We start from the raw sequence: 25,503 nt of genomic DNA, 5'->3' as shown, positions 1-25,503 counted from the left end.
GTATTACTTCGCTGGCTTTAATGCGGCCACTTTACCGCCTGTGATTTTTTCGCAAGTCCCTTCAGGCACATACACCCACTCTTTTGGTAGGTTGTCGGCGGCGGCTTGACCGGCACAACCATGGCTACCATCCAGCGCACCACAATCGTTTTGTCCGGCTTTTGCGATGCCAGCACATTTTTCCCACTGGCTAGGTTGATTCGGTACGGCTTGCGCTTGGATGCTCACGCCCATTGCCATGATGGCTGTAACCGCAGATGCCGCGGCTATTGTTTTAGTGCTCATTAGATTGATTCCTGTTATTAAGAGTAAGTCTCATCAGCTACCGTTTCACTGACTTACTTTACTTAACGACACAGAACCCTATTTGATTGCATTGAATCCGGTTTATTTTAAAAATAATCCTATAAACCTAAATGACAGGCAATAAAAAGCCACCCGAGGGTGGCTGATGGCAGCGAGTATGAAGCGTTGCTTACACTTTCATTTTTAAGAAGTTAGCAAAAAGGTCATGGCCATGTTGGGTCAAAATAGACTCAGGGTGAAATTGCACCCCTTGGATAGCCAGCGTCTTATGCTGTACACCCATAATCTCTTCTATGCTGCCGTCTTCGTTTTGTGTCCACGCCGTGACGTCTAAGCAATCAGGCAAGCTGTCTTTTTCAATCACTAATGAATGATAACGTGTTGCGGTGAACGGGTTATTCAAGTTAGCGAACACGCCTTTGTCTGCGTGATAAACCTCACTGGTTTTACCATGCATAACCTTACCTGCACGAATGATTTTACCACCAAAGGCTTGCCCAATACTTTGATGACCTAAGCACACGCCTAAAATTGGCAGCTTACCTGCAAAGTGCTCAATCGCCGCCACTGATACGCCTGCCTCGTTTGGGGTACAAGGCCCAGGGCTGATCACTAGGTGATCTGGATTAAGTGCTTCGATTTCTTCAATTGTGATTTCGTCGTTACGAAACACTTTAACGTCTGCACCTAGCTCACCAAAATACTGAACCACGTTATAGGTAAAGGAATCGTAATTATCGATCATTAATAACATTAGGATTTTCCTTTGTTAGATTCATCATTTGCCAGCTGGGATATCATCACTTTTAATGATTGAATCTCGGCATGCAAATCAGTCATAGAAGGCTCTGTTGAATGCGCCGCTTCTTCAATGGCATTTTCTTTTTCAATGACACTGACCACAATACCAATCACCATATTTAAAAAGGCAAATGCGGTTAAGAAGATAAACGATAAATAATACAACCAACTTAAACGATATACCGTCATGGTTTCGTACATCACATCCGTCCAGTCTTCGAATGTCATAACCCTAAAGAGCGTCAATAACGAAATAGAAATATCGCCCCATAATTCAGGATTAATAGTTGCAAATAATGTAGAGCCAATCGCGGCATAGATGTAAAAAATAATAAACATCAGCAACATCACATAACCCAATTGCGGTAATGCTTTTAACAATGAGTTAAGCAATACACGTAATTCAGGAATAATCGACACCATCCGTAATACGCGGAAAATACGCAACAACCGCCCGATAAACGCCATTTCGCTTTCATCCACAGGGACTAAACTTGCAACCACAATGATGGTATCGAAAATATTCCAGCCACTTTTAAAAAAGTGACGTTTATTCTCTTCGCCGATAAACCGCACGGTTAACTCAACTAAAAAGATAACCGTGATAAAATGGTCAAGCCAACTAATAGCGGTAAGCATAGCCGGTGGTAGGTCATAGGTTTTAGCGCCCACTACCACAGCGGAAAATAAAATCACACCGACAACAAATAACTCAAAGCCTTTATTACTGCGCAGCGCTAAAAAACGTTGCTGAAAATTACTGGTGTTCATTACTTAGTTATCCAATCCCGATTCGGCCATGGCCACGGCTTTAAAAACAGCCCGTGCTTTATTCATGGTTTCTTTCCACTCAAGACGCGGCACACTGTCGGCAACAACACCGGCCCCAGCTTGTACATAAATCTTTTTGTTCTTAATCACCGCAGTACGTATGGCAATAGCGGTATCCATATTGCCATTCCAACCAAGGTAACCCACTGCCCCACCGTACACGCCACGTTTGACGGGTTCGAACTCGTCAATGATTTCCATGGCACGAATTTTAGGCGCACCACTTAATGTACCCGCTGGGTGTGCGGCCTTTAAAACATCCATCGACGTAATACCCGGCTTGGCTTGGCCTTCTACGTTACTCACTATATGCATAACATGAGAGTAGCGCTCGACCACCATTTGGTCGCTCACTTTTACTTGGCCCATGTTGCTTACGCGACCCACATCGTTGCGCCCTAAATCAATGAGCATTAGATGTTCCGCAATTTCTTTCGGGTCACTTAATAACTCTTTTTCTAAGGCAAGGTCTTGCTCAGGGGTTTCACCCCGATAGCGGGTGCCTGCAATTGGCCTAACCGTAATGGTGCCATCTTCAAAGCGCGCTAAAATTTCAGGGCTAGAGCCCACCACATGGTGATCACCACAATCCATAAAATACATGTAAGGGCTTGGGTTTAATGTGCGCAGCGCACGATATAGATTCAATGGGTGTCCGTGAAAATCAACGCTTAAACGTTGACTGATCACACACTGCATGATGTCACCGGCTAACACGTATTCTTTGATTTTATCGACCGAATCCATAAACGCTTGCTCGCCGTAACCAGATACAAAATCGGTTTCTTTTACGTCACGAGGCTGGATTAATGGCTGACCGATTTGACCTTGATAAGCACGGCGAATTTGTCCACGCATGATCGTAATGCGACGTTTGGCTTTTTCTAAACCTTGCTCATCCGCTGGGTTAGCCAATACGATAAAAAATAACTTACCGCTTAAGTTATCAAACACGATGACTTCTTCAGACTGCATTAACAGAATGTCTGGATTGCCGATATCGTCTTCTGGGGTTGATTCAGCCAGACGTTTTTCAACATAACGCACCACGTCATAGCCAAAATAGCCAACCAGACCACCATCAAATTTAGGCAGTCCTTCTACTGGGGCAATTTTAAACTGGGACTGGTAATCCGCGATAAAGTCTAAAGGATCATCAACATCATGCTCTTCGACCACGTTATCGTGCTCTAGAATTTGAACCTTTTTAGCAAACACTTTTAGCACACGCTTACAGGGTATGCCGATCATGCTGTAGCGACCCCATTTTTCGCCGCCTTGAACCGATTCAAGCAGATACGAATACGGCCCTTGGGCTACTTTAAGGTAGGTGCTTAACGGGGTATCTAAGTCGGCTAATATTTCTTGAAAAACCGGAATACGATTGAAGCCTTGCTCAGTCAGCTGAGTGTACAATTCTGGCGTCATGGATCTTGATCCTAATACGAAAATACAAATAAATTAGTAGTTATGGGGGCAGGCAGGACGCTGAGACTTCGAGGCAGACAGGAGCTCGCGCGCCCTGCTATAGCCATCGCTTGGCATGGAGGCCGATATTCAATCGATTAGGGACAAGCAGTACTCTCACCCTGATATTCCTAGATAGATAAACAAGGCGCTACTATAGCAGCCAACTTCCAAGGCTAAAAGTATGAAATCACAAATTGGGCTATATTTAAGCAATGATGAGGGGGCACTGATGTATGCACACGGGGATTACGATTTATGGCTAGATAACCAGGTGGTTCTGACCCGTATCAAAAGATATGGCCATGCGCTGTGCCGTTTCTTTTAACGCGATAATTCACCCAATTGCACATAGCGATTGGTCTGATATCGTGTATCTTGATAAGTGGGAGCTGGCCACACCTGAAATTGAGCCACTTACCTTACCCAATTGGCTGAACAACTTGTGGCAAAGGGGCTGAAATGCACGGCTCAAGTATACCGCCCAAATATGCTGAAAAAGTTCCTGATGGACCGTATGGTGAAAAAGTATTGGGGACGTTCGAGCAAAAAGTATTCCCCAAAGAAGACGATGCCTTTAGTTGGATAAATGAAGCCAGCTACCCAGTCACACATGAAACGCTTTTACCTTTAAACGCGTAAAGTAGGTGAACAATGAACAATAATAAAAACAAAGTAAGCTTTTTAACGGCCTTACTCAGTATTATGGCCGCCGCATTTGGTGTACAAAAAAGTAAAAACATGGAGCGGGATTTAAACGCGACCAATCCGGTGGTTTACGTTTTAGCCGCGCTGGTGTTTGTGGCCATTTTTATCGCGGCCATTGCAATTGTTGTCAGCTTAGTTGTGCCGGATAGGCTAGCTTAAGCTTATTTACGCGGTGTGCTGACTACTCCCTTTTTGACTGGCGTAACGTTTTAACAAGCTCGCGTACCTTAAGGCTTACCCCTTGCTGATATTGACAGACACCACCTGGGAATATTTGCTCTAGTTGTGTCTGGTAAGGTGACATATCTTGTTCGCCGTATGTGCCAGAGGCAAGAGCACTTGATACCGGTTGTTTCTCACAATACAAGGTGTCGCCATAAATACTCTCACCTGCCATAAAACGGGACTGAGTATAATGGGGGAAACGTTGCTGACATGGCCCTGTGACTTTTTGGTTCCATTCGCCGTCCCAAGTACCGGCACTGTCATCAATGATATTATTGTCTTTATCGTAGCAACGATCACTGGCCCCCGTCGGACGATTAACCGCAAGTGATGCATCCGGGTTAGCTTTCATATTAAATAGCCATTGATCTAACACGCGCAAAGCATCATCTATGGGTAAACTGCGTATTAAATCTTTACGGGATAAGTGATCGTCTTTTTCCATCATCCAGATTAATTGATGCTCACTACTGCCTGATGCATATTCTATGCGTTTACGAGCTGCGAATGAGGCGACGGCGTGATGCATATCTAATTGATGATCAAGGTAATGGCGTAAATCAATAATAGGGATATCAGCCACACCTAAGAAAACAAGCCCAGCATTGTACGCGGCCAGCGCCGCCTGCTTGTCGCCTTTGCTTCTGGATGATGGCTTCGATTCTCCTTCGTGGGTCATATTATGCTGCCCCCAAAGAGACAGTTGCCTTAATGAGTCATCGCCACTTATGTGCCAAAAGCGCTCATTTTGCATGTTAGACGGTAACTTCCAACCGCCTATTCGCTGGTTTAACGTTATAAATTCAGCTGGGGTTAATTTGCCATTACGCAAAGAAGCAAGCCCATACTGCACACCATCGTTCCCCCAAAAACGTCGGCCAAAACCCTGATCATCCGTGCCATAAATGTGTTGTAAATCCCCCCAATGGCTCCAATCAAATTGTTCAAACACATTCGATGAAATCTCGTAATAGGCGGTAAAAAATTTAGGATTGTTAATTAAATGTGACGCACCACGCCAGCCATTTGTACATTCACTGGCTCCTTGTGGCAGCTGATTAAAATCACCGTTCATAATGCCCGCTATGCCCTGTAAATTACCATAACGGTTTTTATAGCCTGCAAGCGTATTACTGCCTTGAACCAATAAACGATGTGACCATTGTTGCCAGTATTGGTTATGACTTGTCTCATCAAAGTAATACTCTAACAATTCACAATCTAATGCGTAATTAACCTGAGTAACCATATCGGGATAAGAGTACAAAGGAATAGCAGCATCAATAATCCCTGGGCGATTTTGCGCTAATAGATATTGCTGTATTGCACCACCTGAACCTCCAATGCCAATCGTATAAAGGGGCTTGCCATAACGGCTTTCAAACTGGCGCTTGACTCTTAAGGCGGTATCTTCACTTAACCAAATATCATAATGATTACTGGTTTCAGTCCCTGTACTAAACGCAACGGCATAGCCTTGTTGTAACTGCCCTTCGTGCTCATACAATAATTTATCAATATTAACGTTACCCTGTTTACGGCCAACGCCAACCCCACCTTTAAAGCGATACAATAATTTTTGATTCCACTTACTGCTGTTGAAGTCACTGGGTAAATCCTGCTTATTAACGGGTATCGCTAATACGTAAATAAAGCGATTAATCGTGCCCGTTTCAATGCGAATAATTTGCTGTGTTTCTTGTTTTAAACTAACTAAATCATCTACTTTAATAAAGCCATGATCATCTTGGTCTTTTACATAATATTGAATGCGTGTTGGTAAACGACAATCTTTACTGTAACCAATGACTTGCTTCGTTTTCTTTTGATTGGCATTCGTTGCATATACGGCAATACCCTCTTGGCTATCGTTATCCACCAATGGTTGACCTAAGTCACTATGTTCAGTATCACAAATGAATGGGTATTGGTTAGCACCCGCAAAGAGTGGCTCAGCTGGGCCAGTGACACCTAAGGGAATAGGAAAAGAAAATACCTCTTGTGGACGCTCCAGCATTCGAGGGTGAGCGCCCTTATAACTCGCGCTATTTTTTTCAACGCTAAAGCCATTCGGCACATTGAGTACTAATAAACCGCTGGTTTTAGGCAAAAAGCGCTGCTCTAAGCGATCATAAAACACACCAAGACTGGTTGTGCAGATGAGTAGTATTACAAATAAAATGATAACCGTTTTCATATTATGAGCCTCCCCCTTTATACGCTGTTAATCCTTAACTGGCCTCATGTAAATTTAGTGTGTATTCGTGCAATAAAGTAGTTTAGTTTGGTAATATTTTATTTCTAAAAACCTCAAATAAAGAACAAACTAATGGGTTGAAATATCGACGCTTATTCTCTACAACCTAGGTATTATGTTATTTTTTGTTAAGTGTCACGCGTATACTCGACTTGCTCGTTAGTGAAGACACACTTATTTTTAATTTACTCTGCTATTTAGGGCTCTGAATCTCAAAAAAAGAATAAGAGCATTTCTTTTAAGCATTAAATTCCCTCAAATATAACCAAAAGATATTCAATCATTTTTAGTTAGAGACATTTAGTCTCGATGGCTAATTATTAATGTATTTATTTTTTATTCACTAATTAAGTGTCTAGGCTCACATCTTTACAGTAAATAACACACTTGTGACCCAGTATGCATTAATATAGATAACCCCTTCAATTAAGCACTTTTGCCCAACATATGAAGAAGATACTAAGTTGCTGTCCGATTGCCAGCATTGAAACCATGCACTTAATACCCGCTAACTTTCAGTTTAAGCCGGGAATGCCAGTATCTGCTTTTCATGCCAATGTTTGGTGGCTACAAGAAAGTGAAGCTAATGTGTGCATGCGAGACGAATCGCAACGATTGCATTATTTGAATCGCTATAGTGATCGTGAAGGTTACTTAAGCTCAATTGACCAAGCAATTCGCGAATGCATTCATTTAAGCCGAGGCTATAACTTATCAACCGAGAGCATAAGCTCTGTCTTCATTCAAATGAGCATTACTCAAATCCCTGTTTTTGAATTGTTTTCGCAAGATATTAAGTTCAGTTGGGATAAGCACACTAACTGGCGTCAGTATGAGGTCGTGAGTAACGATTGGAGCCAAATACAATATCCAGACAAACCTATTTCAACTCACAACATGGTGAGAGAGGTTAAAGATAAGAAGCTAATTGAACACGTTGTCATATGGAATTCAAACCAATCCACAAACAACGCGCTAAAATCTGTAAAAGAATTTAAAGCCGCTTGGGCCTTAGAAGATGACAACAACATAATAACAGAAAGTAGCAATGTGGTTTTTATTAAGAAATAACCATCACGCCATAAAACCAAACGTAAAACGCCACTGTCCTGCTAAATCTTTACCACTGCCAACGCGCTCGTAACCTTGCTGTTGTAAACACTCACTTACGGCGTTCGCTTGTTGCCAACCATGCTCCATTAATAAACAACCGTTTTTCGCTAAATATGATTTAGCTTCTTTTGCGATAAAATAGAGATCCGCCAGCCCTTCCTGCGGCGCAATTAAGGCCGAAGCGGGTTCAAAACGCACATCACCTTGCGCTAAGTGTTCATCTAGTTCATCTATGTAGGGAGGGTTACTCACAATTAAATCAAACCCGTGCGTGGTAATATTCTCAAACCAACTGCTTTGTAAAAACTGCACGTTATTTATTTTATTTTTTACTTTATTCGATTCAGCAAGCTCAACCGCTTGCGCGATTAAATCAACACCCGTGACTTGTGCACTAGGAAACTCTTTTGCTAATGCGAGAGCAATCGCCCCCGTGCCCGTGCCAAGATCTAAAATTTGCTTAGGCTGAAAACCCTGCTCTAGTACCCAATCAATTAATGATTCGGTATCTGATCGGGGGATTAATGTATGCTGTGCCACATTGAGCATTAAATCCCAAAAGCCTTGTTCGCCTAAAATATAAGCAACCGGCTCGCCTTTTTGACGACGTAACAATAATTCACGAAAAATGTTTATTTGTTCAGTGGTGAGAACTTTATTGGGATCAGTAAACAAGATATTGCGGTTGGCTTTGATAGCGTGCAATAAAATCAGCTCAGCATCTAACGCCGCGGTATCGGAATGGGTAATGAATTGTTGGCCCTCAAGGAGGGCCTGTTTAATGCTAATCGACATAGAAACAGAAATTAATTCTCTACGCCCATGCTGGCCAGCATTTCGGCTTGGTGCTCATGGATAAGCGGCTGGATCACTGAATCCAAATCCCCTTCCATCAGCTCGTCTAGCTTATAAAGCGTTAAGTTAATACGATGATCACTCACACGACCTTGTGGATAGTTGTAAGTACGGATTCGTTCAGAACGATCGCCACTGCCCACCAAGCTTTTACGCTCAGCGGCTTGCTCTGCTTGCGCTTTTTGTACAACAGCATCGTTTAAACGTGTCGCAAGAATCGACATGGCTCGTGCTCGGTTTTTATGTTGCGAGCGCTCATCCTGACACTCTACTACCAAGCCTGTTGGTAAATGGGTCAGTCGAATAGCCGAGTCGGTTTTGTTCACGTGCTGGCCACCCGCGCCACTGGCACGGAACGTATCAATACGCAGATCCGCTTTATTAATGTCCACTTCGGCTTCGTCTTCTACTTCTGGCATCACGGCAACGGTACATGCTGAGGTGTGAACCCGCCCTTGGCTTTCGGTGGCAGGCACACGTTGTACACGGTGAACACCCGATTCAAATTTTAATTGCCCATACACCACATCACCGGCAATACGCAGAATGATTTCTTTATAACCACCATGATCGCCGTCATTGGAGTTCATCACTTCAAACTTCCAACCACGTTTTTCAGCGTACTTGGTGTACATACGGAACAAATCACCGGAGAAAATAGCCGCTTCATCACCGCCCGTACCTGCGCGAATTTCAACGATCACGTTTTTGCCGTCATTAGGGTCTTTAGGCAATAACAATACTTGTAAGTCGGCCTCAAGACGCTCAACTTCGGCTTTGGCCGACTTTAGCTCTTCTTGACCCATTTCACGCATTTCAGGATCAGGGTCTTGGATCAACACATGGGCTTCTGCAAGATTGCCTTCGGCCTCTGTGTATTCTTCAAACGCTTTTACAACAGGCTCAATTTCTGCGTATTCTTTTGATAACGCGCGAAAGCGATCTTGATTGCTGATGACGCTCGCATCAGAAAGCAAATGGCCAATTTCTTCATAACGTTCGGCAAGGGTTTGTAATTTTGTTTTAACTGAATCTTTCATAGTGGTTTTATGTACTTTCAATATTTAAGTGGTCATACCACTTTTGAATTCTTTTGGTTTTGCGTTAAATCTCGAATTTATAAACAAACGTAAAAACGGTAATCACGTTGTTTTGATAACGCTGGCTTCATTTTTATTTTTGAACATTAATAAAGCCATTAAATAAGGTAAAGCCAAGTCATGGGCTTTCATCATCTAAGTCTGAATCAGAAAGCTGGTAAAGCTCCTGCACCCATGTCATCACTTCTTTGCGCCCTACCGCACTGGCTTCGCGCATTTGTACCGTTGGCTGATGTATTAATTTATTGGTGAGCATATTGGCGAGCGTGGCAACCACCGCGTGTGCATCATCGCCCTTTTGTAAGCGCTTAAGGGCCTTTTCTAATTCTTGGTTGCGAATCACTTCTGCGTGCTGGCGGAACGCTTTGAGCGTCGTCACGGCGTCAAGTGTGCGCAATTGTCGCATGAATGCCGCACTGCCTGCTTCTATTATTTCGATGGCATCTTGCGCGGCATGCTCACGCTGGCGAACATTTTCTTCAATAATATCTTTTAAATCATCAACCGTATAAAGATAAACATCATTTAAGTCGCCCACTTCTTCTTCGATGTCGCGCGGTACGGCAATATCCACCATAAACATAGGTGCATGTTTACGCTTTTTAAGGGCTCGCTCCACCGCACCTTTACCCAAAATGGGCAATGGGCTTGCCGTGGAAGCAATGACGATATCCGCTTTATACAGCTCATCAGGAATGGCCGACAGCAAAATGGCTTTAGCGCCAAACTGTTCTGCTAAAGCCTCGGCTCGCTCTAAAGTACGATTAGCCACCGTGATGTCTTTTACGCCCGCATCCACCAAGTGCCTAGCAACTAAGTCAATGGTTTCACCTGCCCCGACCAATAACGCACGGCTTGTGGATAAGTCAGAGAAAATGCGCTGCGCTAAATTAACCGCAGCATACGCCACAGAAACCGGGTTTTCACCGATGGCGGTGTCCGTACGCACTTGTTTGGCTACACTGAAGGTTTGGCGAAATAGTCGATCTAGCTCGGGCCCGATGGTGCCAGCCTCTTTAGCGACGGCATAGGCGCTCTTCATTTGGCCTAAGATTTGTGGCTCACCTAGGATCAAGCTGTCTAATCCACTGGCCACACGCATGATGTGTTGCACCGCGTCTTCGTCTTTCAGGGCGTAGTGACAGCTTTGTAATTGCTCAAGCGGTACGCCGTGAACATGCTCCAACCATGACAGTAAGGCACTGGGATCGTTATCTTTTGCGGTAAAGTACAGTTCGGTACGATTACAGGTGGATAAAATAGCAATTTCATCCACCCCATGACTTGCATTTGCCTGCCTTAATTGGGCTGGCAAATGGTCCGGAGCAAAGGCCACTTTCTCGCGCACCGCCACAGGAGCGGTTTTATGGTTGATACCTAGGGTCAATAACGTCATGAATAACTTAGTTTTATACTGAAAGCACCAAAATGTGGGCCATTTGTTTCAAACTTTTAAAAAAGAGCCGTATTATATCCATAATTGCGCAAAATAGCTGGCTTGCTTGTAAACAAGTTCGCTAAAACACTTTTCACCAAGGGCACATCCAGAAATATTATGACAAACCGTTTATTGTTGGCCCCACTTTTTAGCTTGCTGTTTATAGCAGCCCCCTGCTTTGCCGCTGTTGCAGATGAGGCGCCAGACCCTCAACAATCTAGTCATTATAGTGTAAATACCTTTTATGCACTGCTTGTGGCTGAAATGGCAGGTCAGCGCCAATTGTACGACGTAGCCCTTGGCAATTATTTGCTAGAGTCACACCGCACACAAGACGCCGGCGTCACCGCACGTGCAACACAAATCGCCCAATTCATAGGCGCTGACCAAGCCGCTTTAGATGCGGCGACACTATGGGCCAAATTAGACCCAAATAACCCTTTGGCTCAGCAGGCTTTAAGCTCGGAACTGGTGAAAGCAGCCCGTTTTAGTGAATCAGCGCTGCACTTACAAAAAGCCCTTGATCTTGACCCGCTACTCAATGTGAATTTCATCAGCCTGCAAGGGCTCGACATGAGCGAAGGTTCGCGAGAATTATGGTTAGAGTCATTAACATCACTCGTGCCTCGCTACAAAACCAATCAAGCGTTGCTATTTAATATCGCTAGCCTTTATCAACAACAAGAAGAGATTGAACAGGCATTAAAGATTTGCAGCCAACTCCTAAAAGAGCACCCTGATTTTTACCCTGCTTGGTCGTTAAAATCACGCTTACAAGCCACGCAAGAAGACTTTGTCGGGGCCATTAAAACCATTAATAACGCGCTATCTCAATTTAAGAACGACAAAGCATTCATGCTGCTTAAGGCTCGCCTACTCATTAAAAACAAAGACATTGAACAAGCCAGTGAAACATTTTTAAAACTGCACAAAACCGACAGCCATGATGCACAAATATTATTACCACTTGCCTTAACTCAGCTTGAGCTAAAGCGATATGATGCAGCAAAACTATCACTGCAAAAATTACTCAACCTCCATCAAATGCAAAGTGAAGCCCACTATTACCTAGCGCGAATTGAGCAATTTAATGGGAATGACGAAGCCGCACTGAATCACTACCTAGCAATGAAAGGCGGACGCGAATATTTAGCCGCACAAGGCGCCATTGTTAACATCTATATGCGTCGGAAAAGCGATACCCAAGCACTTAACCATGTGCGCCAGCAACGTGTCATTGATAACGAAAACCAACAAGCTTACTTTTTAATGGAAGTCGACATACTTAACCGCACAGGCCAGTACACTGAATCGTTAAACGTTCTCAATGCCGCGCTTAATGCTTACCAAGACAGCACAGACCTGCGTTATTCTCGGGCGATGGTCGCAGAAAAGCTGGGGAATTTAGATCAGCTAGAGCAAGACCTAGAGCATATCATTAGCCTTGAGCCGGAAAACGCCACCGCATTAAATGCATTAGGCTACACACTGGCCGATCGCAGTACGCGCCTAGACGAAGCACAAGCATTAATCGAAAAAGCATTAGCACTTGCACCGAAAGACCCTGCCATTCTCGACAGCTTGGGCTGGGTATATTACCGCCTTAGGCAAATTCAAAGAGTCACTCGAATTACTGGAACAAGCTTTTGCCATGTTTCCTGATGCAGAAGTGGCGGCTCATTTAGGTGAAGTGTTATGGGCAATGAATAATAAACAACAGGCAAAAAGCATCTGGCGTACCGCGTTAGAAAAAGATCCTAACAGCCAGATCCTAAAAGATACCCTACTGCGATTAGAAGTTGATTTATAAATGTTAAAACACTTTATTGTACTGGCCATGTGCCAGTTTTTACTTGCCTGTACTTTAAACCCAACCACATCCAACAAAAATATTTGGGCCGTAAGTGGGAAAATTGGCATTACTACCCCGTCACAAAGTGTTGCTGGTTTTATTGAATGGAAGCAACACGATGATGATTTTGATATTTATGTCAGTGGTCCACTCTCGGTTGGCAGCACGCGCATAGAAGGTAACATTACTAGTATAAGTCTCACTCGTGGCGGAAAAACCACAAAAGGCATTAACCCACAGCAACTTATTTACGATGAGTTAGGTTGGTTTTTTCCCATTGAAAATTTACCGTTTTGGCTAAAAGGTAAAGTGGCACCTTACTCTTCTGCCAAACAAGAAACAGATGACGACGAAACTCTCACTCAGATATTACAAGACAGCTGGAAAGTAGACTTTTTACGTTACAACGATTACTACAACTTACCTGAGCGCATCCGCATTAGCCAAGGCTCATGGACGTTTTTAATTGTCATTAAACACTGGAGCTTTGGTTAATATCTATTACCAGGATATTATGACCCCTCACAAACAATTAAAAATAGATGCTGAAAAAGCATCTATTTTTAATTAAATTGATTTTTACGGGTTTACGGGTTTACGGGTTTACAACTGCATCACAAGCAAATGGACCACTAAACTCAAGTAGCGCCTGTGGGATATGCATAGTTTCTTTTAATTTACCAAAAGTGTATATATTAAAATCGACTTTTGCTTGCATCGTTTTCATATAACGCTGCTCACCACCAAAAATGATGGCAGAAGGAAAACTCTGTGAATGAAACGTTGATATATCAGCAGTAGCATCAAATATGATTTTTCTTCCAATTTTATTCATTTCTAAATGTAATTTTCCATTACATGGATCACTTTCACGCTTAACGGATAGTCCTTTGAAAGCAGGTAAAAATATTAAATCATATTTATCTGAAATATAACGCCCCGCCCACATTTCAATGGATGTTCCTCCAAATACCCCACCAGAAAACATAAACTTAACATCATCAGATAATCCCATTGTATACATCATGCCAACACTTGTTTCTTTGTCATACCAGCCTTTATCGACTTGTGCATAACCACTGCCGCTCCACGCTTGATCACCATTGTTAAAATCATATAGCGCTGGTGTGCCTACGCTATATAAGAACCATTTAGCACCGACGCCAGGAATATCTGTAATAAATCCAAACGGGGTTTGGTATGGATTATGGCCCTTCCAATAATTAACGTGAGGCCCTGTCCATTCTAAATTAAAACTAAAATCAGGGTGAGTAATACTTAAGTTATCTTCATCTGCTTTGAGCAAGCCGGGTAATTCATAATAAAATTTATCAGGATCAGTCGGGTGTGAAACAATCGGATCATCGTTAAATAAGTCGTATTTAATTGTCGGGCCATTTATTGGGGTGAATGCTAGGTGAATATAGGATTTTATTTCATTGTTAACGTGTGATGGCGCAATATATGTTTGAAAACTAATTTTAAAGTAACCAATAGTGGGGTCTGCAATATTATAAAACCATTGTTCTGCCCAAGTGCCTGTATCGGTTGGCTCGTGGGCTTTAAAATCATCAATGGTGGTGGCCCAACCATTGAGTGAAAAAAGTAAAACAAATAACAAGCTAACGTGTTTAATCATGATGACTCCTAACGACATTAAGTGTATATATTGAATTTATAAAAATAAATCAAACAAAGAAAAAGGCCGCGAATGCGGCCTTTTTATTATGCTAAATACAAATATTAGCACCTTCAAAGTGCTTGCCTGTTTGACAAGAGGTCCCTTCAGAACAATGGTCATCGGTTTCGCAATAACATTCACCGCGAGCATTACAACCAGGGGTCATATAATCCGATAATGGAATTTCACCGGTTGCCCGCTCCCAGAATGGGTTTGTAAATACATTATGAGGATCCATATCTGCTTTGAACGCCATAAAGTCATTCCATTTAGGGAAGCGAGACGGCATGTCTTCAAAAATTGCCACCGAGTTTTTACCCCAATGTGGGCGGCCACCGTATTTACGCAAAGACATTTGTTCAATCTCTAGATTAACAAAATAATTTTTCGGTACTTCAGCACCCGCTTTACGCAATGTATATTCAATGCCTAAGTAAGCGGTATCACGGCCAGCGCTCATACCTAAATAGCTAGGAGATGCTTTACCAAAGCGAAAGTAAATACCATTTAATGGGAAACACGTTTTTTCATGTTTGGCCAAAATCTGGCGTACATCCGCGATCCAATTTGGAAGTTCATCCACCGGGATCGCAAGTTCTTGTAAAGCAATAGGCAGTTTATCCCATATGCATTTATCAGGGTCTTTACAGGTGAAATATTGCATGCGATCAGAGTAACCAACTGGGCTGGTATAATCGACAATATTGGTGTTTACATCTTTAAAGTACGAATTATCCCTTGCGCCATAACGAAGTTTTGCCACAAAACATTGCAGATTTGAATTAGAGGTTTCATGTAACCCATTAAATAATAAACCAAAGAAATATTCAGCCACGCCAGAAACGTCCGCTTGTCCATTATAAGAATCACCTCTTGTGCTAAGTGGTACTTCATTATAAGTCGTGGTTGCAAACCGTCCGATGCCTGGGAACCACGCAATATTGGCAGAGTAATTATTACGAGCGATATCAAGAATTACATTCTCAAGGTTTGAATCATCACGATACCCTTTTACATCGGCTCTAACTTTGAAAGCCTCTTCAAGTTGAATGGTCACTTCAACCACCACACCTAATACGCCTAAATTGACTCGTGCCGCATTAAGCTGCTCACCAGTGAGTGTACGAACATCACCAAGACCATCAACTATTTTCATTTGGGTAACATAATCCGCAATCATGTTACTGGGCTTTTGCAACGTTGACCCGTGTGTACCACTACCCAGCATTCCCCCAATGGTGAATGATCCTAATTCTGTCACCATATTCACTGCGACATTTTGCGGACGTAAAAAATCATTAAGGTCATTAAATCGCATACCCGCTTGCACCGTGACGGTTTTTTCAGCGAGATTAAAATTCAAAAGTTTATTCATATTTTTTAATGTGACTTGTACCTGACCATCGGCCGTACAGGCAGCATCAATTTGACTATTGAATTTACGATTACCTGTCATGACCGTTTGGTTGTTCGCAAGTGCGTTACGCACAATATCTTGAACCTCCGCCACGGACTCTGGATCGTAAATGACACTAGGATGGCACTCATATGTGCCTTGGTAATTTTTAAGCGTGGCATCCTCTTGTTCAAGAGAATTCAGCTCCAACGCACCTCCTAATATAAGAGCGGCTGAAGCCAAAGCCAGCAATGGCTTTTTAAGAGTCATATTTAATATCCTTATGTTTCGACAAGCTAGGGGTGTACATTCTTTAATGTAGTGCTACCAAACAAACCATCGCCAACTCAATTCAATGAGTGACGATGGGCAGTTGATTCTTAAGTGCCATGAGGCTTAACCAAAAATAGGCAATACTTTGTCTTCTAAGATTTGCCTTACGTTTGCGCTGTGTGATGGCATTTTCTCTCTAAAAAAGTCAGCCATATTTGATTTATAAGCACCATAAGGACGAGGAGCAATAGACTCGACCCACAGCGCATGATTGGTTGTGGCAAATTCCAAGTTAGTATTTGCAAGAATACAAACTGGCCCTTGGGAAATATTCTTCGCATCAAATATCCAAAACTCTTTGCCATTTGAATGCGCACCAGATGGATACTTACGTACAACAGCCGTAAAAATGTAGCCGTGATCTTGTGCCGTTGAGCCCGGTCGATTCATAAACTGCGGCGTGCGCATGACACAGTCTTGTGGGAATTGATATTGCTCTGCAATAGAGATATCACGACAGTCCATATGAATTAATGCAGAAGGCATCGCCGTCTTAGGCAAGGTATCATTACTGTACAATCGATTCGGATAGTCTTCATAAGCTTTTGCAACTCGCTTAACCAAGTGCTCTGGTCGATAACCAATCGCCGCCCAATACACATGATCAAATGTTTCAGGAAATTGAAAATGACCTCGATAAGCTGGGTCATTTAAATCCCACATGGTGTTGGCATCTCGTAACGAGCGGAAGTCGGATTTAATTTCATTAGCAGAATGGGCATTTACTTTAATTCTGGCTCTTACTAACCCACCCACATCAACTGGGGCAACCGGATAACCTGAAATATCGCAATCAACACGATCACCAAAATAAAGCCGCTCCCAATTAAACTGTTGTTCTGATTTGTCCATGGCACCAAGGTACTGGCCAAACAGTGTGATTTCATCGCCCCAATCATCGTAGTTGCACATGATGTCGGAAGTATCAAAATCGAGCTCTACGTAGTCAGCAACCACATTTTTTTGCCCGACTACTAAATCGGCTTTGCGAATGATCCAAACAGGGGTGCGGTGTTTTTGCGGCTCGACTGTTCTAAATCCTAAAATTCGACTGGCTTCAACGTAAGCGGCCGTTTCAAAAATAAGTATGTGGTTTCGCGTCACCCCCATTGAATGTGAGGTTGCCGCAATGTAAGCATTTTTGCCTTCTCTGCTGACCACATTCCAAGTATTAAATGGGCCTGTCATATCCCATTGAATCAATCGAATGAAACCGTCTTTTAAACCCGAGTTCCCAATATTGCCACCATAGTTAATCGTGAAGCATTGGTTTTGTTCTAAATCGAAGAAGGGATGACCTGTGGTACGAACTTGAGGGAACAGCCATTTTTTAGGCGAGAAAAAATCCACAAACGGAGGAAGACTGGACTTCCACTCGTCTTGATTACCAATAGATGTAACAAGCTCTAATGTTGTCGCATCAAATTCAAAGGGCATACCCCCTTCGTAACTTAACGCAAATCGATTATCGCCCATATAGTTAGGTGCGGTATTACAATAATTCATGTAACCCAAGTTGGTACTGGAGTATATCGTCCCGCCTTTTAAATCGAACTTATCTAATAATCCGGTAACGTTGTCTTGCATAATGGCAGAAGGCGTGTCGATCATTTTACGTTTAAAGTTAACGCCTTCACTTGAAAAGTCCAATCGCGTCAAGGCGCCTCGGCCATTAGGTGTTAAATGGTTTCGTTCTAACCCAATTCCTTCAGCCATAAATATATGGCCATGTATGTCATCAGGTAATGCCCCCGACACCACATTTAAGCTGCCTTCGCTTGGTGTTAAATCACCATTCATGATTGAAAGAGGAAATTCAGAGTCACTGGCGTGACTCATGTTGCTCATAACAAAACTTGGCGCTATTGATACAATACCGGCTGACTTTAAAAAATCCCTTCTCTTCATCTCATCTTCCCTATTATTGTTTGAACATCATTTACATCTTGGGGACTACTTGTCTTCATTAGATTTGTGGGGAATTACTAGGTCAAGGTGAATACCGGACACGAAATACAGCAACAATGGTTATATTGTTAAAATAAGAAGATGAATCGAACAATAAAAAAATATTTCATTAAAAAATAAATATACATATAAAGTAACTACATGAAATTAAAGCGTTTTTTTAATAACGAATCAGAAAATTATGTTCTAATGAGATAGAATTAGTCTGTATATGCCGAATATAAAGTGAGTATTAATTATTTATTAGACTCATACTAAATCACTACTTAATAAAGGGTAACGATACGCCATTAATTTTATGCTTAATTAAGATGTCAACATGCTTATTTTTTCATTTTAACCATATGAATTTAATGTGACTTTTTAAATACAATAAGCTTAAAAAATTCAATTTAATTAAAAAATAAATTGATATGCACAATTAATAATATACTGAAAAAGACACTAATAATTCTAGTATTGGCCAATGATAGATCTATTATATTAGCGAAACGAACGTACCAGTATTCGCCAGTTTATGTTGGAGATACGCCCTCTAATCAAACCAAAAATACAGAGCGTCAAACTTCCAGGCAAGCACTCAGATCCTTCGATAGTGCATTTATGATCTAAAAAGACCATTTAAATAACTAGTCTATACTTAACAATGGGATACGCTAAGGCACATCGATTATGCTTATTAAAACTCTGCTGTGTGCTCTACTCAGCCTTTCACTTGCTCAAGTCAGCTTTAGCCTAGAGCTAAATGGCATTGGCTCATACAAGCAACTTCGCAAAGAGTTTTACATTGGCGCGTTGTATCTTACGCAAAAATCTGACGACCCAGAAAGTATTAACATAAGTGGCACCAGCAAACGCATGGCCTTAAAAGTCATGGCGAAACGCTGGAGCCCTCGACGCTGGTCATTGCAATGGCAAAATGACATTGCTATTAACAATACCTTTGCAGGCGATATTGAACTTACACAACAATTATTAAACTTCACTGGTTTTTTAGATGATAACTTAATCACAGGTGATGAAATCACAGTGGATTATATTTCTACTGTCGGCACAATAATAAAAATTAATGATGTAAAGATTATTGAGACAAACACCGCTCAACTTTTCAACTTTTTAGTCAATGTGTGGATCGGTAAGCTTCCGCCATCTGGGGAATTCAAAAACAGCATACTTGGTAAAAATAACGAGCTGAACAAGGCGTTATTACAACGCTACAATGCCGTAACCTACAACAAGGGTCGAACTCAATTAATCGCCTCTTGGATTAAAAAACGTGAAGATGTGTTATTAGCCGAGCAACGTCAAGAAGACTTAATTAAAAAAGCAAAAATAGAGAAAGCACAAGAAAATAAAGAAAAATCCGAATACAAAGTAAAAGCGGCGCTTATAGCCGCACAAAAGATCAATCAGAAAAAAACAAAGACATATAATCCACCTAAAAAAATAGTCACTAAAAAAGTTATTACTAAAAAGAAAAAAATTGCTAGTACCACTAAATCAAAGTCAAAAGACAAAAAAATCATTGCCGCAGAAAACGCATACTATCTAAATTTATATCGCTGGGAATTAATACGTGAAATTCGCAACGCCGTTGAATATCCAGCATGGGCTAAAAAATTCGGGCAAAAAGGCAATGTAACCCTTAATTTTTCTGTCAATAGACACGCAGAAGCAAGCAAGATAAAAGGTGATAATGCAGATGTATCTGAATTATTAGTCTCTGAACTTGAGCGCGCAATATTAGCGGTCACGCCCTTTATTTTACCACCTGACGCGTTACCCGGTGACAACTGGCCAATGCGTGTCACATACAGTTTTGACCCCAACTCAGAAAAACAGGCTTATATTAAAAAACCGGCAAAACCAAAGTCATTGCAGAGTACCAAGAAGATAAGCCGAGCTAATTATAAAATTGTTTTAAGTAAGTATATGGATGATGTAAAGGCGCTGATAAACGACAAAATTGAGTACCCTGTATGGGCTAAAAATCTAAACCAAAAAGGTAAAGTAAACATTGAAGTGACCATCACAAAAGATGGTGAAATCTCTAAACTAACGAATAAAAAAATAAGTCGGCATGAAACGTTAAATCAAGAGGTTCGAGATGCAATTACAGAGTCTGAGCCCTTCCCGCCGATTCCTAGCCAATTAAGGTTAAACCGCACGACGATTATCATTAAGCACGATTTTAAGTAAGTATTAAGAAAGAGGGAGGATTAAAGGGGAGAAAACATGCAATCAAATTACCTACTTCACTTTTTAAATATTAAAAAGTGAAGTAGGTATTGTGTTTTATTTATAACGCTCTTAAATAAAAATAAAACACTCAGTCGTCATCTGACAACATTTTACCTAGCAAGGTGTGGTACAACTCACGATCGCCAATAACGCCTTTGACTTCATTATCTTCTTGAATCAAGACAGGGTAACCCGTGCAGTAACGAATCTCCATTACATCGCGTATCGGCATATTTGCTGGCACACAAACCGGCATAGAACGATATTGATCGACGTTATCGTCGTCGCCCCAAAAATGCACGGCTAATGTTTCGTTATTGTAGCGTACGCTTTTTTGATCATTACTGAGCCAAATGCCATTTTTTCGGCTTAAGCAGTACCCATTGCTCTCTTCCCATACTGTGCTCAGCTCTCTCATAATCGAGACCGCGCACAATACATTTAATGGATTAGTATGGGCAACAAAATCTCGTACATAATCATTTGCTGGGTTAAGCACGATATCTTCTGGTTTACCATGCTGGACGATTTCACCATCTTTCATAATGGCAATATGATTACCTAACTTTAAGGCTTCATCTAAGTCATGGCTTACAAAAATAATGGTTTTCTTTAGCTTTTCTTGCAACTGCAATAGTTCATCCTGCAGCTGACTGCGAATGAGTGGATCAAGTGCAGAGAAAGGCTCATCCATTAACAAGATATCCGTTTCAAGTGCTAACGCGCGCGCTAAACCAACTCGCTGCTGCATACCACCTGATAATTCGGCAGGCTTTAATTTTCGCCATTCACTTAAGCCAACTATTTCAAGTTGCTCATCAATGCGACGCTTAATTTCAGCTTTTTTCATGCCTTGAATTTCAAGTGGCATGGCAACGTTTTCTTCTACTGTTAGCCACGGCATCAAAGCAAATTTTTGAAACACCATCGAAATATCACGCTGGCACATTTCACGTTTTGTGGCGGCATCGGCACTGACAAAGTCCATCATCTGCCCATCACGCTCAATTAAAATTTCACCGCGGGCAACAGGGTTAAGGCCATTTACACATCGCAACAAACTTGATTTACCTGAACCAGAAAGGCCCATAAGCACACAAATTTCACCGCGACCTACTTTTAATGACGCATTTTTAACCCCGACAACTAGGCCGGTTTCGTTACGAATTTGTTCACGGTCTTTGCCTTCATCAAGCAAAGGTAATGCAACATCAGGTTTTTTACCGAATACAACATCCAGGTTTTTAATTTCAATCATATTACTTCACGGCCTCTGGTTGCTTAAACAGTCGATCTAACACAATGGCCAGCAATACAATTGCAAGTCCTGCTTCAAATCCTGAGGCGATATCTACGGTATTCAATGCTCGTACAACTGGCTTGCCTAATCCGTCGGCGCCGACAAGTGCTGCAATCACCACCATTGAAAGAGACAACATAATGCATTGCGTAATACCCGCTGCAATACTTGATGCAGCAGCAGGTAACTCAATACGCCATAATAGTTGGCCATGAGTCGCGCCAAACGATTGCCCGGCCTCTACCATTTCTTTAGGCACTTCTGAAATACCTAAGTAGGTGAGACGAACCGGTGCCGCGATGGCAAAAATAATGGTTGAAATTAAACCAGGTACAACGCCTAAACCAAAGAGTGTCAGTGTAGGAATCAAATAAACAAACGGTGGAACCGTCTGCATTAAATCTAATATTGGACGCAAAATAGTATACATCCAAGGGTGGTGGGCTGCGTAAATACCCAATGGCAAACCAAGTAACACGCACAGCAATGTGGCATATATTACCAATGATAATGTCTGCATCATCTCTTGCCAGTAACCTAGATTCCAGATTAACAGCATCGAAACCACAACAAACGCGAGTAAACTCCATGAACGATGCAGCCAAAGCGCAAAACCACCGAGAAAGACAATAAACAACGCAGGATGTAGCCAGAGCAGTGCATCTGTAGATGATGTAATGAGCCATTCTAAAGACACAGACATGGCATCAAAAAAGCCAGAGGCAACACCCACTAGCCAGTCAAAAAAAACCTCGATGTATTCACCGAGAGGTAACTTATAATTTTCCATCGCTTAATGGTAGCTGGACACTGTTGCACCCAGCTCCTAGTTATGGCCTGTTTAAATAATTAAACGTGCCTGTTAACAATTAGAAATTCATCGAATTTCAGAGAAGTAAAATATTCAAATTGCCCGCTCAACAATCTGAGCGGCCAATCATTTAACTGACATTAAAGAGATGCTTTCACCGCAGCAGCACCAGGCTTACCATCGATGGTTGTCACACCTTTTAACCAAGCATCTAATACAGAAGGATTCGCTTTTAACCAACTTTTAGCTGCGTCTTCTGGTTTTTTTCTATCATCAAGAATGGCTTTCATCACTTCGTTTTCAAGTGTGAGTGTGAATTCTAAGTTATTTAAGAAGCGTCCAACGTTAGGGCATGCTTGAGCGTAACCTTTACGTACGTTAGTCATAACACTTGCACCACCAAGATCCGGCCCAAAGAAATCATCGCCGCCAGCTAAGTAAGCAATATCAAAGTTGCTGTTCATTGGGTGTGGCTCCCAACCAAGAAAAACAATCCACTTGTCACGACGAACTTTACGTTTAACTTGTGACAACATACCGGCTTCACTTGAATCAACGACTTCAAAATCTTTTAGTTCAAATGCATTTTTATCAATCATGTCTTGAATCAAACGGTTGCCGTCATTACCTGGTTCAATGCCGTAAATTTTGCTATCAAACTTATCTGCAAACTTAGCGATGTCTGCAAACGTTTTAACACCTGCGTCATAAACATACTGAGGAACCGCTAGCGTATATTTTGCGCCCGTTAGGTTGGTTTTTAGCGTTTCAACCGTGCCACGATTTAAATACGGACGAATATCCCCTTCCATCGTCGGCATCCAGTTACCTAAGAAAATATCAATGTCACTGTTTTCTAGCGATTTATACGTCACAGGCACAGATAACATTTGAGTAGTGGTTTCGTATCCTAAGCCTTGTAACACAACTGAACCTAAAGCGGTTGTTGCTGTGATGTCGGTCCAACCCACATCAGAAAAACGTACCTTGTCACACTGGCCTGCCATGCTGACAGATGCCACGACGGTCAACGCCATTGCTACTATATTTCGAAATACCTTCATACTTTATCTCCGTTTAGTTATTAGAGCCTGTTAACGTAAATTTAACGTGGCTTATTATCGGTCAAAATCGTTCGGTTATCGTGCTGGTGCACCTGGGCGTTGATGTTGGTTCCATTTAGGATCCATGCCAACGCTCGCATCAGATGGTGCTTCCATTGTGCGGCCACGAATAAGATCGGCCGCTCGTTCTGCCACCATAATAGTGGGTGCATTTAAGTTGCCGTTAGGAATCGTTGGGAAAATGGACGAATCCACCACTCTAAGCCCAGCAATACCACGCACCTTTGTTTCGCTATCAACCACCGCCATATCATCTTCACCCATACGGCATGAACAAGACGGGTGGTAAGCACTTTCAACGGCGCTGCGGACAAACTCATCAATCTGCTCATCTGTTTGCACCGCGTCACCCGGTTGAATTTCACCATCACGGTAATCATCAAATGCCGGCTGATCAATAATTTCACGTGTTAGTTTCACGCAATCACGGAAACCTTCACGGTCAACTTCGGACTGCAAATAGTTAAACTGTATTGATGGATGATCATGGGGATTCGCACTGCGCACATGCACTCGGCCGCGACTGAGTGGCTTATTGTGCCCAATATGAACCTGAAACCCATCGCCATCAAACGCGACCTTGCCATCATAACGCATAGCGGCCGGTAAAAAATGGTATTGCAGATCAGGCCATTCAACGCCCGCTTTTGAACGAATAAAACCACATGACTCAAAGTGATTTGTCGCTCCCAAGCCTTTGCGTGTGAGAATCCAGCGTGCGCCGATTAAAAACTTATCCCACAACCCTAACTTGCTATTAAGTGTTATTGGCTGCTTACATTTAAACTGGAAATAAAACTCCAAATGATCCTGCAAGTTTTCACCCACGCCCGGCAGCGCATGCTGAACATCAATACCGGCTTCTTTAAGCACATCAGGCGCACCAATACCGGATAACTGTAAAATATGTGGCGAGCCAATGGAACCCGCGGATAGAATCACTTCGCGCTTTGCATGAATATCAATCTTACGACCTTTGTGTTCAACACGAACACCCGTCGCACGCTTTTCATTTTTATGGTCCAATAAAACGTTATGTACCAGCGCATGGGTCATAACCGTAAGGTTTGAGCGCTTCATAGCTGGGCGCAAATACGCGTTTGCCGTTGACCAGCGCACGCCGTTTTTAACCGTCATGTGCATCGGGCCAAAACCTTCCTGCTGCTGACCATTATAATCCGCGGTAAAGTCATAACCGGCTTCTTTACCAGCATCAATGAACGCTTTATACAGCGGGTTCTGCATATTGTTACCGTTATTAGTGGCTAGTGGGCCGTTGCCACCTCGATACTCATCTCCACCGAATGCCCAGCTTTCTGCCTTTTTAAAATACGGTAAGCAATTGGCATAATCCCAATTTTTGGCGCCTTGGCTCGCCCATTCATCAAAGTCACGCGCATGGCCACGAACATACACCATGCCATTAATTGACGAAGAGCCACCTAATACTTTACCCCGTGGGCAATGCATTTCACGATTATTAAGATACGGCTCTGGGTCTGAATGAAATTGCCATGCGTATTTTTTGGTACTCATGGGAATCGACAATGCCGTGGGCATCTGAATAAAAATACTGCGGTCACTGCCGCCTGTTTCAATCAGTAGCACACTTTTATCGGCATCTTCTGTCAGGCGGTTTGCCAATACGCAACCCGCCGAACCGGCACCCACAATTATGTAATCATATTCAGTCATC

At 42.3% G+C, this 25,503-nt stretch carries 23 protein-coding genes; 8 read left to right on the top strand and 15 right to left on the bottom strand.

Annotated elements, in window-relative coordinates; genetic code table 11:
* Nucleotides 1-3: 3 nt before the first annotated feature.
* The 4 genes from ACU6U9_RS10345 to trpE all read right to left on the bottom strand — a co-directional run bounded on the left by ACU6U9_RS10345 (nt 4) and on the right by trpE (nt 3,366).
* Nucleotides 4-285 carry a BufA1 family periplasmic bufferin-type metallophore gene (locus tag ACU6U9_RS10345; RefSeq protein WP_446734935.1) on the bottom strand — a complete coding sequence of 94 codons (282 nt, stop codon included), beginning with the start codon at nt 283-285 and terminating at the stop codon, nt 4-6.
* A 190-nt stretch (nt 286-475) separates the two neighbouring features.
* Entirely contained in the window at nt 476-1,060 is a 585-nt protein-coding gene (locus ACU6U9_RS10340; protein ID WP_446734934.1) for an aminodeoxychorismate/anthranilate synthase component II, read from the bottom strand.
* Nucleotides 1,060-1,878, bottom strand: a complete 819-nt coding sequence (locus ACU6U9_RS10335) for an ion transporter (RefSeq protein WP_446734933.1) — start codon at nt 1,876-1,878, stop codon at nt 1,060-1,062. The genes ACU6U9_RS10340 and ACU6U9_RS10335 overlap by 1 nt, the downstream gene beginning before the upstream one ends.
* A 3-nt stretch (nt 1,879-1,881) precedes the next feature.
* Nucleotides 1,882-3,366: an anthranilate synthase component I gene (gene trpE, locus ACU6U9_RS10330; protein WP_446734932.1), complete on the bottom strand. Its 1,485-nt coding sequence runs from the start codon at nt 3,364-3,366 to the stop codon at nt 1,882-1,884.
* A gap of 223 nt (nt 3,367-3,589) precedes the next feature.
* Here trpE and ACU6U9_RS10325 point away from each other — a divergent pair, with 223 nt between their 5' ends.
* The 3 genes from ACU6U9_RS10325 (at nt 3,590) to ACU6U9_RS10315 (ending at nt 4,272) form a co-directional block, all read left to right on the top strand.
* Nucleotides 3,590-3,733 carry a hypothetical protein gene (locus ACU6U9_RS10325; RefSeq protein ID WP_446734931.1) on the top strand — a complete coding sequence of 48 codons (144 nt, stop codon included), beginning with the start codon at nt 3,590-3,592 and terminating at the stop codon, nt 3,731-3,733.
* 134 nt (nt 3,734-3,867) lie between these two features.
* Nucleotides 3,868-4,047, top strand: a complete 180-nt coding sequence (locus tag ACU6U9_RS10320; RefSeq protein WP_446734930.1) for a hypothetical protein — start codon at nt 3,868-3,870, stop codon at nt 4,045-4,047.
* A gap of 12 nt (nt 4,048-4,059) precedes the next feature.
* Nucleotides 4,060-4,272: a DUF2970 domain-containing protein gene (locus ACU6U9_RS10315; RefSeq protein WP_446734929.1), complete on the top strand. Its 213-nt coding sequence runs from the start codon at nt 4,060-4,062 to the stop codon at nt 4,270-4,272.
* A 22-nt stretch (nt 4,273-4,294) separates the two neighbouring features.
* Here the strand turns inward: ACU6U9_RS10315 and ACU6U9_RS10310 are convergent, their stop codons facing one another.
* Nucleotides 4,295-6,535 carry a DUF6351 family protein gene (locus ACU6U9_RS10310; protein ID WP_446734928.1) on the bottom strand — a complete coding sequence of 747 codons (2,241 nt, stop codon included), beginning with the start codon at nt 6,533-6,535 and terminating at the stop codon, nt 4,295-4,297.
* Nucleotides 6,536-7,042: 507 nt separating this feature from the next.
* Between ACU6U9_RS10310 and ACU6U9_RS10305 the strand changes: the two genes are divergently transcribed.
* Nucleotides 7,043-7,666, top strand: a complete 624-nt coding sequence (locus ACU6U9_RS10305; RefSeq protein ID WP_446734927.1) for a hypothetical protein — start codon at nt 7,043-7,045, stop codon at nt 7,664-7,666.
* Between the two features lie 3 nt (nt 7,667-7,669).
* Here ACU6U9_RS10305 and prmC read toward each other — a convergent pair whose 3' ends face one another.
* The 3 genes from prmC to hemA all read right to left on the bottom strand — a co-directional run bounded on the left by prmC (nt 7,670) and on the right by hemA (nt 11,059).
* On the bottom strand, nt 7,670-8,497 hold the full coding sequence (gene prmC, locus ACU6U9_RS10300; RefSeq protein ID WP_446735083.1) for a peptide chain release factor N(5)-glutamine methyltransferase: 828 nt from the start codon (nt 8,495-8,497) through the stop codon (nt 7,670-7,672).
* A gap of 17 nt (nt 8,498-8,514) precedes the next feature.
* Nucleotides 8,515-9,603: a peptide chain release factor 1 gene (prfA, locus tag ACU6U9_RS10295; protein ID WP_446734926.1), complete on the bottom strand. Its 1,089-nt coding sequence runs from the start codon at nt 9,601-9,603 to the stop codon at nt 8,515-8,517.
* Nucleotides 9,604-9,781: 178 nt separating this feature from the next.
* Nucleotides 9,782-11,059: a glutamyl-tRNA reductase gene (hemA, locus tag ACU6U9_RS10290; protein WP_446734925.1), complete on the bottom strand. Its 1,278-nt coding sequence runs from the start codon at nt 11,057-11,059 to the stop codon at nt 9,782-9,784.
* Nucleotides 11,060-11,218: 159 nt separating this feature from the next.
* On the opposite strand from hemA, the gene ACU6U9_RS10285 reads away from it, so the two are divergent.
* From ACU6U9_RS10285 to lolB, 3 genes are read left to right on the top strand one after another with little or no spacing between them, the layout of a single operon-like run.
* Nucleotides 11,219-12,763, top strand: a complete 1,545-nt coding sequence (locus tag ACU6U9_RS10285; protein ID WP_446734924.1) for a tetratricopeptide repeat protein — start codon at nt 11,219-11,221, stop codon at nt 12,761-12,763.
* On the top strand, nt 12,753-12,911 hold the full coding sequence (locus ACU6U9_RS10280; protein WP_446734923.1) for a hypothetical protein: 159 nt from the start codon (nt 12,753-12,755) through the stop codon (nt 12,909-12,911). Before ACU6U9_RS10285 ends, ACU6U9_RS10280 begins: the two co-directional genes overlap by 11 nt.
* Complete coding sequence (gene lolB / locus ACU6U9_RS10275) at nt 12,912-13,448, top strand: lipoprotein insertase outer membrane protein LolB (protein WP_446734922.1); 537 nt, start codon at nt 12,912-12,914, stop codon at nt 13,446-13,448.
* A gap of 100 nt (nt 13,449-13,548) precedes the next feature.
* On the opposite strand, the gene ACU6U9_RS10270 is transcribed toward lolB, so the two are convergent.
* The 3 genes from ACU6U9_RS10270 to ACU6U9_RS10260 form a co-directional block, all read right to left on the bottom strand.
* Nucleotides 13,549-14,592, bottom strand: coding sequence for a hypothetical protein (locus tag ACU6U9_RS10270; protein ID WP_446734921.1), 1,044 nt, complete (start codon nt 14,590-14,592; stop codon nt 13,549-13,551).
* A 91-nt stretch (nt 14,593-14,683) separates the two neighbouring features.
* Nucleotides 14,684-16,300, bottom strand: coding sequence for a D-arabinono-1,4-lactone oxidase (locus ACU6U9_RS10265; RefSeq protein ID WP_446734920.1), 1,617 nt, complete (start codon nt 16,298-16,300; stop codon nt 14,684-14,686).
* 126 nt (nt 16,301-16,426) lie between these two features.
* The gene (locus ACU6U9_RS10260; protein ID WP_446734919.1) at nt 16,427-18,271 is read right to left on the bottom strand and encodes a carotenoid oxygenase family protein; all 1,845 of its coding nucleotides are present in this window, start codon (nt 18,269-18,271) and stop codon (nt 16,427-16,429) included.
* Between the two features lie 732 nt (nt 18,272-19,003).
* Here ACU6U9_RS10260 and ACU6U9_RS10255 point away from each other — a divergent pair.
* Nucleotides 19,004-20,530: a TonB family protein gene (locus tag ACU6U9_RS10255; protein ID WP_446734918.1), complete on the top strand. Its 1,527-nt coding sequence runs from the start codon at nt 19,004-19,006 to the stop codon at nt 20,528-20,530.
* Between the two features lie 130 nt (nt 20,531-20,660).
* Here ACU6U9_RS10255 and choV read toward each other — a convergent pair whose 3' ends face one another.
* The 4 genes from choV to betA form a co-directional block, all read right to left on the bottom strand.
* A complete protein-coding gene (choV, locus tag ACU6U9_RS10250; RefSeq protein ID WP_446734917.1) occupies nt 20,661-21,830 on the bottom strand; it encodes a choline ABC transporter ATP-binding protein in 1,170 nt (389 codons plus the stop codon).
* Between the two features lies 1 nt (nt 21,831).
* Nucleotides 21,832-22,662 carry a choline ABC transporter permease subunit gene (gene choW, locus ACU6U9_RS10245; protein ID WP_446734916.1) on the bottom strand — a complete coding sequence of 277 codons (831 nt, stop codon included), beginning with the start codon at nt 22,660-22,662 and terminating at the stop codon, nt 21,832-21,834.
* Nucleotides 22,663-22,823: 161 nt separating this feature from the next.
* A complete protein-coding gene (locus ACU6U9_RS10240; RefSeq protein ID WP_446735082.1) occupies nt 22,824-23,720 on the bottom strand; it encodes a choline ABC transporter substrate-binding protein in 897 nt (298 codons plus the stop codon).
* Between the two features lie 102 nt (nt 23,721-23,822).
* Nucleotides 23,823-25,502, bottom strand: a complete 1,680-nt coding sequence (gene betA, locus ACU6U9_RS10235; protein WP_446734915.1) for a choline dehydrogenase — start codon at nt 25,500-25,502, stop codon at nt 23,823-23,825.
* Nucleotide 25,503: the final 1 nt, after the last annotated feature.

The organism is Pseudomonas sp. HK3 (assembly GCF_052920985.1).
Note: the sequence above shows the minus strand (reverse complement) of the source record. Positions and strands in the feature narration are given on the sequence as shown.